The sequence below is a fragment of the Leucobacter luti genome, from assembly GCF_004217175.1.
Taxonomy (GTDB): Bacteria; Actinomycetota; Actinomycetes; order Actinomycetales; family Microbacteriaceae; genus Leucobacter; species Leucobacter luti.
In genome coordinates, this window is record NZ_SHKI01000004.1 from 286,566 (window position 1) to 302,313 (window position 15,748).

13 protein-coding genes and 3 tRNA genes are annotated in these 15,748 nt (G+C 69.7%); 4 read left to right on the plus strand and 12 right to left on the minus strand.

What is annotated here, in order from left to right; all coding sequences use genetic code 11:
* Positions 1–6 precede the first annotated feature (6 nt).
* The 3 genes from EV139_RS07720 to EV139_RS07730 all read right to left on the minus strand — a co-directional run bounded on the left by EV139_RS07720 (position 7) and on the right by EV139_RS07730 (position 1,912).
* Entirely contained in the window at positions 7–615 is a 609-nt protein-coding gene (locus EV139_RS07720) for a hypothetical protein (RefSeq protein WP_130453745.1), read from the minus strand.
* Positions 612–1,214 (minus strand): hypothetical protein, encoded by a 603-nt coding sequence (locus EV139_RS07725; RefSeq protein WP_130453746.1) that lies wholly within the window; start codon positions 1,212–1,214, stop codon positions 612–614. Before EV139_RS07725 ends, EV139_RS07720 begins: the two co-directional genes overlap by 4 nt.
* A gap of 74 nt (positions 1,215–1,288) precedes the next feature.
* Positions 1,289–1,912, minus strand: a complete 624-nt coding sequence (locus tag EV139_RS07730) for a hypothetical protein (protein WP_130453747.1) — start codon at positions 1,910–1,912, stop codon at positions 1,289–1,291.
* A gap of 372 nt (positions 1,913–2,284) precedes the next feature.
* On the opposite strand from EV139_RS07730, the gene EV139_RS07735 reads away from it, so the two are divergent.
* Positions 2,285–3,595: a M23 family metallopeptidase gene (locus tag EV139_RS07735; RefSeq protein ID WP_241988995.1), complete on the plus strand. Its 1,311-nt coding sequence runs from the start codon at positions 2,285–2,287 to the stop codon at positions 3,593–3,595.
* Positions 3,596–3,775: 180 nt separating this feature from the next.
* On the opposite strand, the gene EV139_RS07745 is transcribed toward EV139_RS07735, so the two are convergent.
* Positions 3,776–4,279, minus strand: coding sequence for an FBP domain-containing protein (locus EV139_RS07745; RefSeq protein WP_130453749.1), 504 nt, complete (start codon positions 4,277–4,279; stop codon positions 3,776–3,778).
* Positions 4,280–4,903: 624 nt separating this feature from the next.
* Between EV139_RS07745 and EV139_RS07750 the strand changes: the two genes are divergently transcribed.
* Positions 4,904–5,743 carry an SDR family NAD(P)-dependent oxidoreductase gene (locus tag EV139_RS07750; protein ID WP_130453750.1) on the plus strand — a complete coding sequence of 280 codons (840 nt, stop codon included), beginning with the start codon at positions 4,904–4,906 and terminating at the stop codon, positions 5,741–5,743.
* A 359-nt stretch (positions 5,744–6,102) separates the two neighbouring features.
* Here EV139_RS07750 and EV139_RS07755 read toward each other — a convergent pair.
* The 8 genes from EV139_RS07755 to EV139_RS07790 all read right to left on the minus strand — a co-directional run bounded on the left by EV139_RS07755 (position 6,103) and on the right by EV139_RS07790 (position 13,367).
* Positions 6,103–6,175 (minus strand) — tRNA-Phe (locus EV139_RS07755).
* A 65-nt stretch (positions 6,176–6,240) separates the two neighbouring features.
* A tRNA-Asp gene (locus EV139_RS07760) sits at positions 6,241–6,317 on the minus strand.
* Positions 6,318–6,355: 38 nt separating this feature from the next.
* Positions 6,356–6,428, minus strand: a tRNA-Glu gene (locus tag EV139_RS07765).
* 257 nt (positions 6,429–6,685) lie between these two features.
* Positions 6,686–10,312, minus strand: coding sequence for a DUF11 domain-containing protein (locus EV139_RS07770; protein WP_130453751.1), 3,627 nt, complete (start codon positions 10,310–10,312; stop codon positions 6,686–6,688).
* 234 nt (positions 10,313–10,546) lie between these two features.
* Positions 10,547–10,831 carry a hypothetical protein gene (locus EV139_RS07775; protein WP_130453752.1) on the minus strand — a complete coding sequence of 95 codons (285 nt, stop codon included), beginning with the start codon at positions 10,829–10,831 and terminating at the stop codon, positions 10,547–10,549.
* 75 nt (positions 10,832–10,906) lie between these two features.
* The gene (locus tag EV139_RS07780) at positions 10,907–11,356 is read right to left on the minus strand and encodes a cupin domain-containing protein (RefSeq protein ID WP_130453753.1); all 450 of its coding nucleotides are present in this window, start codon (positions 11,354–11,356) and stop codon (positions 10,907–10,909) included.
* A gap of 211 nt (positions 11,357–11,567) precedes the next feature.
* Entirely contained in the window at positions 11,568–12,341 is a 774-nt protein-coding gene (locus EV139_RS07785; RefSeq protein ID WP_130453754.1) for an IclR family transcriptional regulator, read from the minus strand.
* Positions 12,342–12,353: 12 nt separating this feature from the next.
* The gene (locus tag EV139_RS07790) at positions 12,354–13,367 is read right to left on the minus strand and encodes an AraC family transcriptional regulator (RefSeq protein ID WP_130453755.1); all 1,014 of its coding nucleotides are present in this window, start codon (positions 13,365–13,367) and stop codon (positions 12,354–12,356) included.
* A gap of 166 nt (positions 13,368–13,533) precedes the next feature.
* On the opposite strand from EV139_RS07790, the gene EV139_RS07795 reads away from it, so the two are divergent.
* Both EV139_RS07795 and EV139_RS07800 read left to right on the plus strand, forming a co-directional pair.
* Complete coding sequence (locus tag EV139_RS07795; protein ID WP_130453756.1) at positions 13,534–14,310, plus strand: SDR family oxidoreductase; 777 nt, start codon at positions 13,534–13,536, stop codon at positions 14,308–14,310.
* A 171-nt stretch (positions 14,311–14,481) separates the two neighbouring features.
* A complete protein-coding gene (locus EV139_RS07800; RefSeq protein ID WP_130453757.1) occupies positions 14,482–15,723 on the plus strand; it encodes a styrene monooxygenase/indole monooxygenase family protein in 1,242 nt (413 codons plus the stop codon).
* Positions 15,724–15,748: the final 25 nt, after the last annotated feature.

The following is a 15,748-nucleotide window of genomic DNA, read 5'->3' on the forward strand; positions in this document are numbered from 1 at the left end:
CGCGCATCATGCCGCTCCAATCGCAGTGAATCCGACCCGGACGTCCTTGCCGAAGTAGTAGGGCGTACCGAGGTTGGTGCGGTACGCCAGCTCAAGAGACACCACCGTGTCTTCGCCGGCGGCCCACGAGTCGAGTGCAAGGCCGAAGGTGGCTGCGTCGGCCTGATCCACCAGCAGGTTGCCGTCCGCGTCCCACGCAGACACCACGAGCACATCGAACGGGTCTCGCACGACACCGTCGCCATCAGCCGGCTGCGCGGGGAGCATCGACTGCAACGACAGGGTGACCGTGCCTGAGTCGCTGGTACCGGCGTTCCGCAGCACCAGGTCGAGGCGATGGCTGGGGGCCGAACCGATCTCATCGATATACGGGATCTGCGACACGTCGAGTTCGTACGGCGTGACATCCCCTTGCTGCGTGTTTCCGTCCGGATCTGCATACGCGATGTCGTACGTCCCGCCAAGCGCGGAGTACGAGATCGCAGCCTGGTCAAGATAGGCAGCGACGGTCACCGAGGCCCCGACACCGAGCACCGCACCGCTCGCAAGTGCGACCTGCACCAGCCGAGCCACGCGGGCGCGTCGGGCACCCTTCGTCTCGTTTTCTCGGGTCATTTCCCTACCGCCTCAAATCCGAACTGCAGTTGCGTACCGGCACGCTGCCACCGATCATCGACGTCTCGCGGCAGAGTGACCTTCACGTCGAGCACACGCACGTCCGTGCTCGGGAGGGCCCGACTCCAGACCACTGTTCGACCGGCTTCGTCCTGCGCCCCGTCGCTGTGCAGCAAGAGCTCGTCATTCTCAAACACCTCGAACTCGAGCTGGTCGAAGAGCTCAACGAAGCCGCCAGTGACCGGATCCGTTGCGGTGCCCTGCGGATCGGGGTCCCGAAGCACAAGCTGAATGTCGGCTCCGAGCTTGGGACTAGCGTTCTTCACCGCCACGCGCACCGTGCGGCTCGTCCCGGGGGCGAGCGAGCCGTCGGTACCGAGATCCACCAGAAACGGCTCCTCGGTCGCCTGCGCCCACTCGGTCGGAGCGGGGGCCCATTTCGGATCGATGCTGCCGGCGACCACGATGTCGAAGCTGTTGCCCGACCCGTCAATGTGAGTCGTAATATCGGCAAAGTCTGTGAAGTACGCGGCGGTGGTGAGTGCCACCACGCCGAGCAGTGAGCCGCACGCAAGTGCCGCTCGTCGTCGCCCAACCATCGTTGCCCTTTCTTCCTCGTCCGAGTGCCACAGTTGTCGGGGTGAGGCGCGGCGCGCCTCACCCCGCAATGCGACTAGTTCGTCGAGGCCGCGTTGAACTGCGCCTGTACGTGGGCAGTCTTGCCCTGGAGCGCGTTGTTGCCCGCGGGGCTTCCCTGGTCGAGCAGGGTCACGTTCACGGTGACGGTAGCCTCGGCTCCAGCGGCAAGATCCGCCAGATCGATGTCGGCCACCGCGGCCTGGGTGGCGGCGGTAGCAACTGCAACGCCGTCCACCTCGATGTCGTAGCGGAGCTGCGCAGCGTAATCCGCGTCGGACGTCTTGCCCGGGACGTCGCCAAGCGTGAGGTTGACGTCTGCACCGAGCTTCGGGCTGGCGTTCTTGACCGGGATATCGACCGTGATGGTGTCGCCCGGGGTGATCGTCTCAGCTCCGAGGAGCGCGATGTCGACGCCCTCAGCAACGTTTGCTTCCTGCCAGGTGCCCGGAACCGGCACGCCCTGCGTGTCCGTGCCGACGACCTGGATGTTGAACGTGTTGTCCGCGCCGCCGATCCCACCGCCCGTGCCGTTGCCCAGGTTCAGGTTCGCAAAGTCAGTGAAGACCGCAGCGGTCGAAAGCGCCGCAATTCCCAGGAGTGCCCCACCCGCAATGATCGCGCGCTTGCGGCCGGTCTTCATCTTCTTGTCAGTCGCCATTCCTGTTTCTCTTCTCTCTCCTTCGCGCACCGTTCGAGCGCGCGGGCCAGTGGCCGAATCGACCTGAAGCGAGACACCACGTTCCTCGCGGTAGCCGTGGATCCTGCTTCCAACAAGGTAGATTTCTGGTACCTGCGCCCCAGGTCCCACGGTTCTCCGGATCGGTCGTGTGAGTACCTGCACGGGGGTGTTTGAGTTGGACACTCCACTCGAGGACGCAGGGCGACCCCCCTGCCGGACGGTCCCCCAATGCCGGCCGGAACCGCGAACTGCTCCGCACCGGAAACTAGCGACCTAGGCCCCCTGTGTCACGGCCGGAGGCTCCGTAGGCTCGGTGGGCACCCCTGCCCTCCACCGACGGGACCCAACGCCGTGACACCATCGCTGAAGCCCTCACGAGCGGCGCTGCTCGCTCCCCTCGCCGCTGCCACGCTCCTCCTCGCCGGGTGTGCGTCAGCTCCGACGGCCGAGACTCCCGCACAGGCACCCGCGGGAACCGGAGCAGCGGAGGTCACCGTGCCAGACGCGTTCACCGCGATCACCGTGGCCCCGGTCGGCGAGGATCCGCTCCCGTTCCGCGGCACGGACGGGAAGACCCACCTCGCCTACGACCTGCAGCTCACGAACGCGACGAGTCAACCCGCGACGCTCACACGGTTCGAAGTGGTCGACGGCGCTGATCCCACCCGCGTGCTCGCGAGCTTCTCGGGCGACGCGCTCGTGGACACCAGCTGCGCCTACGGCGACTGCAATCGGCTGCGCGACCTCCCGGCCGGCTACGTGGACTCGGCCGAGATCCCGCCGCAGGAGTCCCGCGTGATCTTTGTCGACTTCACCCTCGACGCCCCCGGCGACGTGCCGCCCGTGCTGCTCCACCGCCTCACCGGCACGGGGGCGGACTCACCCGCGTTCGGCACGGCCACCGACATCGGGTATCTCACCACGCCGCTCGCCGTGTCCACGCGCGACGTCCCCGTGATCGCGCCGCCCGTGCGCGGGGACAATTGGATCGCGCTCAACGGCTGCTGCGAGCCGGGGTTCCCGCACCGCAGCTCAGTCATGTCGGTCAATGGCAAGCTCAACAACAGCCAGCGCTTCGCAATCGACTGGAAGCGCGTCAACGCCGCGGGCGAGTTCTACTCGGGCGACAAGACCCGCAACGAGAGCTACGTCGACTACGGCGCGGAGATCCTCGCGGTCGCCGACGGCACCGTCAGCTCGGTGCTCGATGGGCTGCAGGCGAATGTGCCCGGCACGCTGCCGGCCCAGGACCCGGAGCTCGCGAGCAAGCTCACGGTCGAGAATGTCGATGGCAACCACGTGGTGCTCGACCTCGGCGACGGCGTCTACGCCATGTACGCGCACATGATCGCCGGGTCCCTGACCGTGAAGCCGGGCGACACGGTCACGGCGGGACAGGTGCTCGGCAAGCTCGGCAATACCGGCAATGCGAACGCCTCGCACCTGCATTTCCAGCTCATGGACGGGCCCAGCCTGCTTGAGGCAGACTCGCTCCCCTACGAGCTCACCGGCTTCGACTACGGCGGGCAGGTGGCCCCCGAACTGATCGCCGACGCCGACGACAACCTGACCGGGAAGTTCCTTGGCGGCCGGCTCACGCCGAGCGAGGCGCGGGAGTCCGAGCTGCCGCTGAACCTCGCGATCGTCGACTTCGCCGAGTAGCAGCGGGGCTGCTCAGGCCTGCTTGGCGGCCGGGCCTGCCGGGCCGGCCCGGGTCTGCCCTGCTCGCCCGGGTCTGCCAGGCCTGCCATGCCCGCCCGGGCCTGCTGGGCGTCGAGGCGGGATCCCCGCCCTCCCCGGAGGCGGTGGTGTGGGCCCGTGCGGGGGCACGGGCCCACACCACTACCGGCCGGTGATGAGCATGTCGGCGAACCCCGCGACCTTGAGCCGCAGCCCGTCAACCCGTCGGGCTCGGGCACCCGCGACGTCGTAGCCCTCGTAGGCGGGCGGCGGGTCGTTGCGCACGTTCCGGGAGCACTGAAACTCGCGGCAGATCAGCACGCCGACGGTGTTGCCGCGGCGCCCGGCCTCACCCACGCGCCGCGCGCCCCAGAACACCACGTCGTTCGGGAGCCGCACGTCCTGGCACCAATTGCACATGGCTCGCGAGCGCGGCGAGGCTTCGGCCTGGAGGAACGCGACGCCGACCGGGTCCCCGTCGAGTCGCGGCAGCACGGCGTACGCGCGGCGGGCGAACTTTTGATCGCGCCAGCCGAGGAAGTCCAGCTTGGCCCAGTCGGACTCGGCGAGCTCGTCAAAGCCGGCGGGAAGTGAGAGCTCCTTAATCTCCCGGCGGGACGCGTTGACAAACGAGTCGCGAATGTATGGTTCGGTCAGTGAGTGCATGAGGGTGCCTTTCGAGGGCGCTGGTCGCGCGGTCGCGCGCGGTGCCGCGGTGCGGTGACGCGGTGATGTCGCGTGCAGCGATGCCGCATGCACCGAAGCTGCCGCGGTGCGCCCGTTCAGAGTTGAAATTGCGGTCGTCAAGATCGCCGCACCGCGGGTGTTCCGCGAGCGGCAGGGCGGGGAAGCTACTCACCGTCGGCGAGTGCCTCGCCGACGACCTCCTGACGCTGCGCGTACAGCTCTCGATACCTCATGGCTTCGAGTGTACGCCCCGCTCCCGCGGCCGCCCTGACCGTCCGCTCCCGCCCCGCCCCTGCACCCCGCTCCGCCCCGCCCTGCCCCGCAAATCCGACCCGGCCACCGCAGATCCGGCCCTACCCCGCAGATCCGGCCCCCAATCCCAGATCCGACCCGCTTCCCCGGCGCACACTCCCCAGGAATCGGGTCGGATCTGGCGTATCGGGTCGGATCTGGCCCACGAGCGAGAACCGAACCGCGCCCGCGCCAGCGCCCCGCCCTCGAACGCAACCATTGCGAATCGAAAACTCGTCGGGTAAGAAAGTAGACGTACGCACGTGTGCCAGGCGGATCCGATACATCCGCGGATGCCCGGGAGGTCGATCGATGACGACAGCACAGGCTCGGACCGTGGTCATGACCGGCGCGAGCGACGGGATCGGTGCCGCGGCCGCCCGGCAACTCGCCGGCAGCAGCGCCCGCCTGGTGCTCGTGGGGCGCTCGCCGGAGAAGACGCGCGCGATCGCCGCCGAGACGGGGGCGGAGTTCATGACCGCCGACTTCACTCGACTCGATGAGGTGCGCGAACTCGCGGCTCGCCTTGAGCGAAGCTGCGACCGCATCGACGTGCTCGCAAACAACGCGGGCGGGATGTTCGCCGGGCCGGAGGAAACACCGGACGGGTTCGAGAAGACATTTCAGGTCAACCATCTCGCGCCCACGCTGCTCACCTATCTGCTCCGCGACCGGCTGATCGATAGCCAAGCCGCGGTGGTCGCCACGTCGAGCGTTGGCGCCAGGCTCTTCGGCAACATCGACCTCGCTGACCTCAACGACTGGAACGGCTTCACGCTGAACAAGGCCTACGGCGACGCGAAACTGGGGAACATCCTGTTCACCAGAGGGCTCCACACCAGGTTCGCCGACGCCGGCCTGTCGTCCGTTGCGTTTCACCCGGGAGTCATCGCCACCAACTTCGCGGCGGGTTCCGCCGGCGCGTTCCAGGGGATCTACCACGGGATCCTCCGCGAGTTCCTCGGATCCCCCGAGCGCGGCGGAGCCCGGCTGCGCGGCTTCATCGAGGGCCAGCCGGGGAAGGACTGGGAGTCGGGCTCCTACTACTCCTCCCCCAGGCATATTGGCCGCACGAACCGGCAGGCCTACGACCCAGAGTTCGTGCGCAGGCACTGGGAGGTCACCGCGGACATGCTCGGCATCGCCTGGTAGACGGCCCCGGCGTCGGGGCCGCACCGCGGACCGAGGCCGGGATCCCCACCGGCCGCGGTGAGGGTGACACGGACGCTTGCTCGACGACAGCATTGTGGCCGGTCCGCGCGCGCTGCGTGTTCGGGATCAGCGCCTGGTCCGGGCCGCGAGAGCCAGCACCGACCCGTTTCGTCATATCCGACCCGGTATCCCGGTGGTCACACGCGAGGTAGCGGGTCGGAACTCGCATACTGGGTCGGATTTGCGGCGCCGCGCGACGCGAAGCACGAGAGGCGAGCCGCGGTGGCCCCGGAGACGAAAAAGAACCCCCGCAGGTAGAAGCCCTGCGAGGGTTCAGCAGCGGTGTAATCTCCGCTACGTGGCTCCGACCGGCATCGATCCGGTGACCTTTCGATTTTCAGTCGAACGCTCTACCAACTGAGCTACAGAGCCTGGTATTCACCTTATGGCGATCACCAGAGACGAAGAAACCCTTCCGAGGAAGGGTTTCTTCACCTTGGCGACCCTGACGGGACTTGAACCCGCGACCTCCGCCGTGACAGGGCGGCGCGCTAACCAACTGCGCCACAGGGCCATATGTGTTTCGTATTTAGTTGTGTATTCAGTATTTAGTGACCCCAACGGGATTCGAACCCGTGCTGCCGCCGTGAAAGGGCGGTGTCCTAGGCCGCTAAACGATGGGGCCGAAGCGTTTTTCTCGCTTGCTACCGAGATGAAATACTATGCTGACTTTCACCTCCCGCGCAAATCGCCCCCACATTCCCTGTATCCCTGGCGTGTCGTTCCTGCGTTTGTCCCGGAAATGGCGGCGATTCGGGGGCCCGAGGGCAACACGCGCGGGCGGACCAGGCCCGCAGATCGACCCAACCCCGCGCGTGACACGCACGCGCGGGGTGGGGTCGGTCGAGGCGGAGTGAGTCTCACGCAGCCCGCCCGGGGCCCTCACCGCACCGTCTCGCGACGGTGCCGGGCGACACCCCAGGCGAGGGATCCGAGCAGCAGCAGCCCGAGCCCGATGCCGCCGAGCGCGTTCCCCTGCGAACCGGTGGCCGCGAGCTGCGTCGGGGCAGCTGCCGTGGGAGACGCGGCCGGGGCAACTGCCGCGGGCACGGGCCCCGGGGCGACGCCCGGCACCACTGCGCCCGGCGTGGTGGGCGGCTCCGGCGTGACGGGCGGCTCCGGCGTGAGCGGCGGCTGCGCCGCGCAGTCCGGGGTGGCCGGCGGGTACACCGTCGTCTCGCTCGCGGTCGGGTTGATCCGGATCTCGACGACGGCCTCGGCGCGGAGGTCGTAGTGCGGGGCCGCCGGGTCGAGCACCCACGTGCCGTCGCTCGTGAGCGTCCAGCCGGGCCACCCGGTCGGATTCCCCGCGGCGTCGACCGAGGCCCCCGGCCAGAGCATCTGCCCGGTGAGCTGCTGCCCGCTCGTCCACCCGGCCGGGTAGGCGATCGGATCGACCTGCGAGGCGCCGTCGGCGAGGATCGCCGCGATGTCGCCCGCCGGGATCGACGGGTCGCGGTTCGCGTACGCCTCCACGGTCCACCAGATCATCACGATCGGCAGATCGGCGGTGTCGCCGATCCCGCTCGGGGTGATGTCGTACGTGAACCAGGGGGTGTCGTTGACGCAGACGGCGCTGCCCGCGACCGCGACGGCCCGCACCACGGTGGTCGCTTCGCCGCAGTCGTTCCCGGCGGCGGTGTCCCCGCCGTCACCCTCGTCGGCGACGTCGCCGGCAAGGATCGCGACGAGCTGCGACTCGAGTCCGGCCGCGGCGCCCTCGTCGGGGCTCCCGGCGGGGGTCGCAACCCGGTCGACGCTCGGCTGCGGCAGCGCTGGCCCGGAGGCCGCGACGCACGCGGTGTTGGTCACCTCGCCACTCGGCGGGGCTGCGGTGACGGTCGCGTCGAACGAGATTGTCGCCTCCCCGGTAAACGCGCCGCTGTAGCTCGCGGTCACGGTGTTTCCGGCGAACGCCACGCTCCACCCGGCGCTCGTCGATTCGGATCCCGGGACCGGTGTGAGTTCGGCCGGCAGGGAGTCGGTGACGACCGGATCCTGTGCGGCGTCGGGCCCGGCGTTCGTCACCGCGAGGGTGTAGCGAATCGTGTCGCCAACCTCGGCGACTCCGGCCTCCCCCGCACTCGCGGTCTTGACGAGCGACAGGTCGTACGCGCCGCGCGGGCACGGGGTGACCGTGACCTCGCGGGTCAGCGACCCCTTCCCGACGCCCACGGTGACGGTGTAGGTGCCGGCCCCCGCGATGTCGAGCTGGATCGCCTCGGTCGAGCTCTCGCCGCCATGGACGGTGCGCGTGGAGTACGGCGTGCCACCCCCGCTCGTGCCGATCGTCACGGTGTAGTCGACGCCGTCGAGCAGGCCCTCAAGCGTGGCCGTGAGCTCCGACGGCAGCGGCGCCCCGTACGCGAGGCACTGGTCCACGCTCAGGGTGAGCTCGGGCACCTCGGGCGCCGGGCACAGGCTCGTTTCGACCGTTGTCTCGGCGGACTCTCCCGCGTGGTCACCCGTGCCCTGCACGGTGACGCTGAGCGTGCCGGCCTCGCTCGGCTCGACCTCGATCGTGCGGCTCGGTGCGTCGGCGGTGAACGTGATCGGCGACGACTGCGCCACGGCGATCCCCGCGAGTTCGACGCGGTAGGGCTGCCCCACGACCAGGTCGCCGAGGGTCACGGTGAGCGGCGCGAAGCCGCCCATGACGGGGCAGTCACCGACGGTGACCGAGACGGTGGGGGTCGGATCGATCACCGGCGGCGGCTCCTCGCAGCCGTTCTCGAAGATCGCCTGCCCTGCCTCGTCCCAGTTCTGCCCGGCGAACTGGAGCGTTGCCCCACCCGCCTGGTAGGTGAACGGCGGGATGATGTCGCGGCCGCCCTGGTGGTCGGATCCGACGTGCCCGCTGAGCACCCCGGCCGGCGGCAGCGCCAGCTCGTTCCACGGATTGGTGTCCGAGGAGGTGGCGTGACACAGCGTCACATCTGCCGGGGGTTCCTCGCACTGCTGCACCTCGATCGACCGGGTGACCGTGCCGGGCGCCGCCCGTGTTCCGGTGCCCCAGACGTCCACGGTGATCGTGCCCGCCGCCGCCACGTCGAGTGCCCGTGTCTCCGTCCCCGACCCCGCGGTGAAGGTCACCGCGGTTCCGCCGTTGACGCGGTAGCTGTACGACTGCCCCGCGACCAGCTCGCTGAACGTCGCCGTGGTCTCCGGGAGCTGCGCGTCGGCCACGCACTCGCCGACCGTGAGCGCCACGGTGGGTGCCGGATCGATCACTGGCGGCGGCTCCTCACAGCCGTTCTCGTGGATCGCTTGTCCGGCCTCGTCCCAGTTCTGGCCGGGGAACTGCTGCGTTGCCCCGCCCTGGCGGTACTCGAACGGCGGGATGATGTCGCGGCCGCTCTGGTGGCTCGCGCCCGCGTGCCCGCTCAGCGCCCCGGCGGGCGACACCGTGATCTGGTTCCACGGGTTCGTCTGGGACGAGGTCGCGTGGCAGAGGGTGACGTCCGGGAGCGGTGTCACGCACTTCTGCACGGTGGCGGCTCCGGACACCTTGCCGCTCGCGGCCCGTGTGCCGGTGCCCCAGATCTGCACGGTCACCGAGGTGCCCGGTGCGGCACCGAGCGCCTTGGTCTCGGTCGCGGAACCGGCGGTGAAGTTCACCGCGGTGCCCCCGTTGACGCTGTAGCGGTAGGGCTGCCCGGCGACCAGGTTGCCGAACGTCGCCGATACGGGCGGGTAGGTGGCGTCGGCCACGCACTCCCCCGTGGTGAGACTCACGGTCGGCGCCGGATCCACCTGCGGGGGCTGCTCACAGCCGTTTGCGTGGATCGCCTGGCCGGTCGCGTTCCAGTTCTGCCCGGGGAACTGCTTGACCTGCTTACCGACGGTGTAGCTGAACGGCGGGATGATGTCGCGGCCGCTCTGGTGGCCTGCCCCGGCGTGCCCGTTCGCCGAGCCGTCCGGCGCGATCGTGATCTGCACCCACGGGTTCTTCGTCGAGGCGGTGGCGTGACAGAGCGTCACCTTCGGGTCCTTGCCCTTGTCTGTCTCGGTGGTCGCGGTCCGCGCCGCCGCACTCGCTTCTGCGGCGGGCTCTGCCGCCGCTGCGGCCGGGTCCTCGGCTGCAGCAGGATCGGCCGCTGGCGCTGCGTCCGGGGCCGGCTCGGCCGCCGCCGCGGGGGCCGGCTCGGCCGCGGGCTCCGGGGCCGACTCGGGTGCCGGTGCTGGCTCGGGAACCGGCTCGGCCACGGGCTCGGGTGCCACGGGCTGGGGTGCCGGCGCTGGCTCCGGCACGGCCGGTTCGGGGACCGGTGCGGGTTCGGGCGGTGCGGCCTCGGGAGCGGCCGCCTCCGGGGCCGCGCTCGCGGCCTCAACCGCCACGGGCGCCGCGTCCCCCTCGGCGGCGTAGGCCGGTGCGGCCAGGCTCGGGAGCATCAGCGCCGCCGCGACCGCGATGACGGCGCCGCTGCGCAGTGTCCCGCCGCCGGCTCGCCGCCAGCGCCGCGACCGAAGCGCGCTCGAGATGGTCTGGGTGAATCGCTGGTTCGTCATGGCCGTGCCGCCTTTGTCCGGAACGTTCCGGGGCAGCACACCGTTGTCCTATCCCCGATCCCCCGAGCCAGACCTCCCGGTCCACTTCACCGGGTGCATTCCACGCTCGCGCGGATGTGGCTCACGGTATGCCGGAGCGCCGCGGAATGGATCCGGGAAAAACACGTAGATTCGGCGCACACAGCACAGCGGCCCACCCCGAGGGGTGGGCCGCTGTGTCAGATCTGCGGGGCGCTAGCCGCCGAGCGCGCGCTGCACGCGGCTCAGTGAGATGTTCTCGTGCAGCAGCGCGCCCGAGCTGGTGCGCTGCTCGAAGCGGTAGCCCATCTTGCCCTGGGAGAGCATGCCGATGAGGTACGGCTCCTCGGCGCTCCACATGATCCAGGTGGGCTGTCCCTGAGCGTTCGGGCCGAGAAAGGTGATCTCGATGTTCCGGCTTCCGATGCGCTGCACACTTGGCGCGAGCACGTCCTTCGAGAGGGCGACACCGCCGGATCCCACATGCTGCATCTCACTCATACCTTGATCCTAGCGAACTGAACCGGGAACCGGGCAGAGTTTGCTCGTCCCGAATCTGGAGCCCGACCAGGCAGGCTAGTCCGTGTACTCCAGTTCGAGGTCTGAGATGTCTTGATCGGTGAGGTTGACGACGATGTTGTCGGGGTTGCGCGTGGTGAGCCAGATCAGCTCCTCGGAGCGGCTCGCGTTGCCCTCGATGTGCGGCACGAACGGCGGCACGTATACGAAATCGCCCTGTTCGAAGTACATGACCTCGTCGTAGCGTTCGCCGAACCGGATGTAGCCGCGGCCCTGCATCACGAAGCCGCCGGTTTCTGCCTCGCCGTGGTGGTGCGGGTCAGAGTGCTCGCCCACCGCGGTGTGCACGCGCCCAAACCACAGGCCCACCACGTCGGTGGTCTCGACGGAGACCCCGGAGTAGCGCTGAGCCTTGGCGGTCTGGCCGGGGGCGAGCGGCAGTTCGTCCTTGCGCTGCACACTGATGCGCTTGAACGGGCGGCCGAGTGGATCGAGTGTTTCGCTCATGGTGGTGCGTCCTTTCGGGTCGGCCCGCCGCGTGCGGCAGACACTCGCACGCCTGCGGGGGAGGTGCCACCGAATGTAGCCCAGGCCGGAATCTCTGGCGAGAAATTCCGCATGACGGAAATTCGGATCGGTGTGCCGAGCGCGCCGCGCAGACCGGGCGACCGCCCGAGCCGCCCGGATCACGCGAGTCACGGCACCCGCGGGCCGCCAGCTAGTACGCGAGCATCGCCTCAATGTTGGCCGCCGAGCTCCGCAGCAGCCCCAGCAGCTGGCGCTCACGCGCGCTCAACGCGCCGCCCCGGGCGCCCGCGCCCATCCGCGACAGCGGTGCGGCGACGGTGAGGCTGCTGATCACCTCCGCGTTTGGGCGCCGCACCGGCACGGCGAGCGCGTACATATCCGGTTCTGACTCGCCGAGGTTTCTGGCGTAGCCCTGCTCCGCGACGGCAGCGAGCTCGGCCACCAGCTCATCCGGATCCGTGATTGCCTCCGGCGTGGGCCCGCCGAGCGGTGCGCGCCGGTACAGCTCCCCCAGCCGGTCGGGGGCGAGCGCCGCGAGCAGCACCTTTCCGCCCGCCGCGGTGTGAGCGAGCGGGCCCTGCCCCACCCGGCTCGTGACCCGCACCGGGCGCTGCGACTCGACCGACGCCGCGAACAGGCAGATTGGCCCCTTGAGCACCGTGAGGTGCACCGTCTCCTCAGAGCTTCGCTGCAGGTCGCGCATCACGGGCTCACTCACGGCCACGCAGTGCTCAAGCGCAGACACCGCGGAGGTGAAGAGCATCGCCGAGCCGAGTTCATAGCGTTTCCCGTCGGCCTCCTGCCGCACGAAGCGCTGCTCGCGCAGCGTCGCGACGAGCCGGTGCGCGGTCGAGGCCCCCACGCCGAGCTCGGCCGCGATGTCCGAGAGCCGCAGCGGGCCGCGGGCGCGCAGCAGGTGCAGCACCTCGAGCGCCTTCGTGACGGAGTGCAGGGTGTCTGCCATGATGCCGCGAGCCTACCTCCGGAGCGTCTCAGCTGGCGACTCGGCGAAGCGCCGCCGATACTCGATCGAGAAGCGACCGAGGTGGGTGAAGCCGGCGCGCTGAGCGATCCCGGTCACCGTCTCGCGCTGCGGATCGGCCGCTTCAAGCAGCGTGCGCGCGTGCCGGAGCTGCGCCTCCCGCAGCAGCGCCGTCGGTGTGGTGCCGCGCACCGCGCGCACGTGGCTCTGGAGCGTGCGCAGCGGCACCCCGAGGAGCCCGGCGAGCTCAAGGACACCGAGGCCGCGCGCCGCTCCGTCTTCGACGCACGCCTCGAAGCGGCGCACGAGCGCGTCGCCCGGCGTCACCCGCACCGGTTCCGCGCTCGTCCAGGAGCCGAGTGAGCGACTCACCGAGTTGTCAACCGCGTTCAGGAGCCGGGTGAGCAGCAAATCAGACGAGAGCTTGCGCGCGTACGCCCCGTCGGCGGTCGCCCGCTCAAGCACGTCGTGGTGCTCGAGCAGGGCGCGCAGGAAGTCGCTGCCCTCCGTCGAGTCGAGCTGCAGGTGCAGCCCGAGTTGGAGGCGTTCGTCGTCCACGCCGTACACCGCCTGCGCCACGGCGCGCACGCGCGTGCGCGCCGCGTAGCAGATCAGCGTGGGCACCCCGGCGTCCCAGCGCATCACAAAGCCCCGGTCGAGTGGCGGCACCGTCGCGACACTCGGCGACGAGTGCACCACTGCGTTGCCGACCTCCATCGTCGCTCGGCCCCGCAGCGGGATCTGGACGAGGTGGAAATCTTCGAGCCCACCGGGGACACCGATCCGCACCGCCTCGCCGTAGTCGAGCACATCGATCCCCACGCCGGAGTCGTGCACCGAGCGCAGGCTCATGCGCACCTCGCGCCGCTCGAGTGGAGCAAGCGTGTGATCGCAGAACACGCCCGAAACCGTCTCGTGGGCTTCGTCGATGGAGGCTGCGCGCGCGGCGGTGCGCGTGGTCAGCAGCTCGCCGGCGCGCGGGAGCGCGGCCCATGCGCGTGCACCCATGTGTGCCTCCCGTCAGCCCCACTGCTCGACGTCAAACGGATAAGACCAGCGCGATGTGGATAGCCCCCGGCGCGGCCCCCACCGTTTGATTGAGGGTAAGCATACTCACCCACGCGGCGCAGCAACACCGCGCGCCGCAGTTCAACGGAGAACACGGAGGAACGCAATGCCCTCACTCACCGGGAAGGTCGCACTCGTCACGGGAGGAGCGACGAAGATCGGCCGCGGCGTGATCGACGTGTTGCGCCAGGACGGCGCGACCGTCGTCGCCGCCGACATCGACCGCGCGGGGCTCGCGCAGCTCGACGCCGGGGTCGACGCACGCGAGTGCGACATCACCGACGACGCGCAGCTCGACGCCCTCGTTGCCGGGGTGATCGAGCGGCACGGGCGCCTCGACGTCCTCGTGAACCTCGCCGCGAGCTACCTTGACAATGGTGCGGAGACGAGCCGTGCCGACTGGCTGGCCGGCCTCAACGTGAACCTCGTGAGCTGCGCGCGGCTCACGGAGATTGCGCGACCGCAGCTCGCGCGCAGCGGCGCTGGCGCGGTGGTCAACTTCTCGTCTATCTCTTCGTCGGTGGCGCAGACCGGGCGCTGGGTCTACCCGGTGAGCAAGGCAGCAATCGTGCAGCTCACGCGACTACAGGCCCTCGACTACGCGGCGGACGGGATCCGCGTGAACTCGGTGAGCCCGGGCTGGACCTGGTCGAACATCATCGAGGAGGTGTCTGGCGGTGACATTGAGCGCGCCGATCGCGTCGCGGCGAGCTTTCACATGCTCGGCAGGCTCGGCCGCCCCGAGGAGGTGGGCCGCGTGGTGTCGTTCTTGGCGTCCGACGACGCGAGCTTCGTGACCGGCGCCGACTACGCGGTCGACGGCGGCTACGCGGGGCTTGGCCCCGAGCAGCGTGACCCGGCGATCCCGCTGCTCGCACCGTAGCCGCGAGCAGCTCGGCCCCGGCCCCCGCGCCACCCGCCGCGGCGCCACCCAGCGCCGCCCAGCGCCGCCCAGCAATCAGCAATCAGCAATCAGCAATCAGCAATCAGCAATCAGCACCCAACCTCCAGCACTCAGCACGCCGCACCGCCGCGGCACTCCGAAAGGCTTCACATGTCCCAGCGACACATCACCATCGTCGGCGCCGGCCAGTCCGGAATCCAGCTCGGCCTCGGCCTGCTCATGCACGGCTACCACGTTCGTCTCATTTCGGACCGCACACCGGAGGAGATCCGCGCCGGCCGCGTCGCGTCGAGCCAGTGCATGTTCTCCAAGGCGCTCGAGTACGAGCGTGCGGTCGGCGTCGACCTGTGGCCGGACGCGCCGCCGGTCGAGGGCATCGGCTTCACCGTGCCGCACCCGGAACAGCCCGGCGAGCAGCTCTTCAGCTGGGCGGGCCGACTCGACTCCCCCGCGTACGCGATCGACCAGCGCATCAAGTTTCCGGCGCTCATCGAGCTGTTCGTGCAGAACGGCGGCGAGGTGGTCTACGAGGAAGCGGACATCGCGGCGCTCGAGCGCTACACGCTCGAATCTGAGCTCGTGATCGTTGCGGCAGGAAAGGGCGAGATTGCCCGCGCGTTCGAGCGTGACGCCGAGCGCAGCACCTTCGCGGAGCCGCAGCGCGCGCTCGCGCTCACGTACGTCACCGGCTTTGAGCCGTCCCCGGACTTCTCGCGGGTGAGCTTCAACCTGGTGCCCGGCGTCGGCGAGTTCTTCGTGTTCCCCGCGGCAACGATCGGCGGCGACTGCCACATCTTCGTGTTCGAGGGGATTCCGGGTGGCCCGCTCGACCGCTGGCAGGGGCTCACGCCGGAGCAGCACCTCGACGCGTCGCTCGATTTCCTGCGCGAGTACCTCCCGTGGGAGGCCGAGCGCGCTACCGACGTCGCTCTCACCGATGATCTCGGAGTGCTGCAGGGCCGGTTCGCGCCCACCGTGCGGCACCCGGTCATGCAGCTGCCATCGGGCCGCACGGTGCTCGGCATGGCCGACGTGGTGGTGCTGAACGACCCGATCACCGGACAGGGCTCGAACAACGCCTCGAAGTGCGCGCAGAGCTACCTCGACGCGATCCTCGACCACGAGAATCTGCCGTACGACCGAGCGTTCAAGCAGAACGCCTTCGAGCGGTTCTGGGCGCGCATCAAGCCGGTCGCGGACTGGACCAACGCGCTGCTCATGCCCCCGCCCCCGCACGTCCTGCAGCTGCTCGCGTCCGGCGCGCAGTACCCGGAGGTGGCCCACCGCTTCGCCAATGGCTTCACCGACCCGGTGGATTTCGGCGAGTACTTCCTCACGCCCGACGGCGCCGAGCGCTACCTCGCCGAGGTCGCGACGCGCGCAGGCGCCTAGCCGCCCACCCAGACATCGAGTAAGG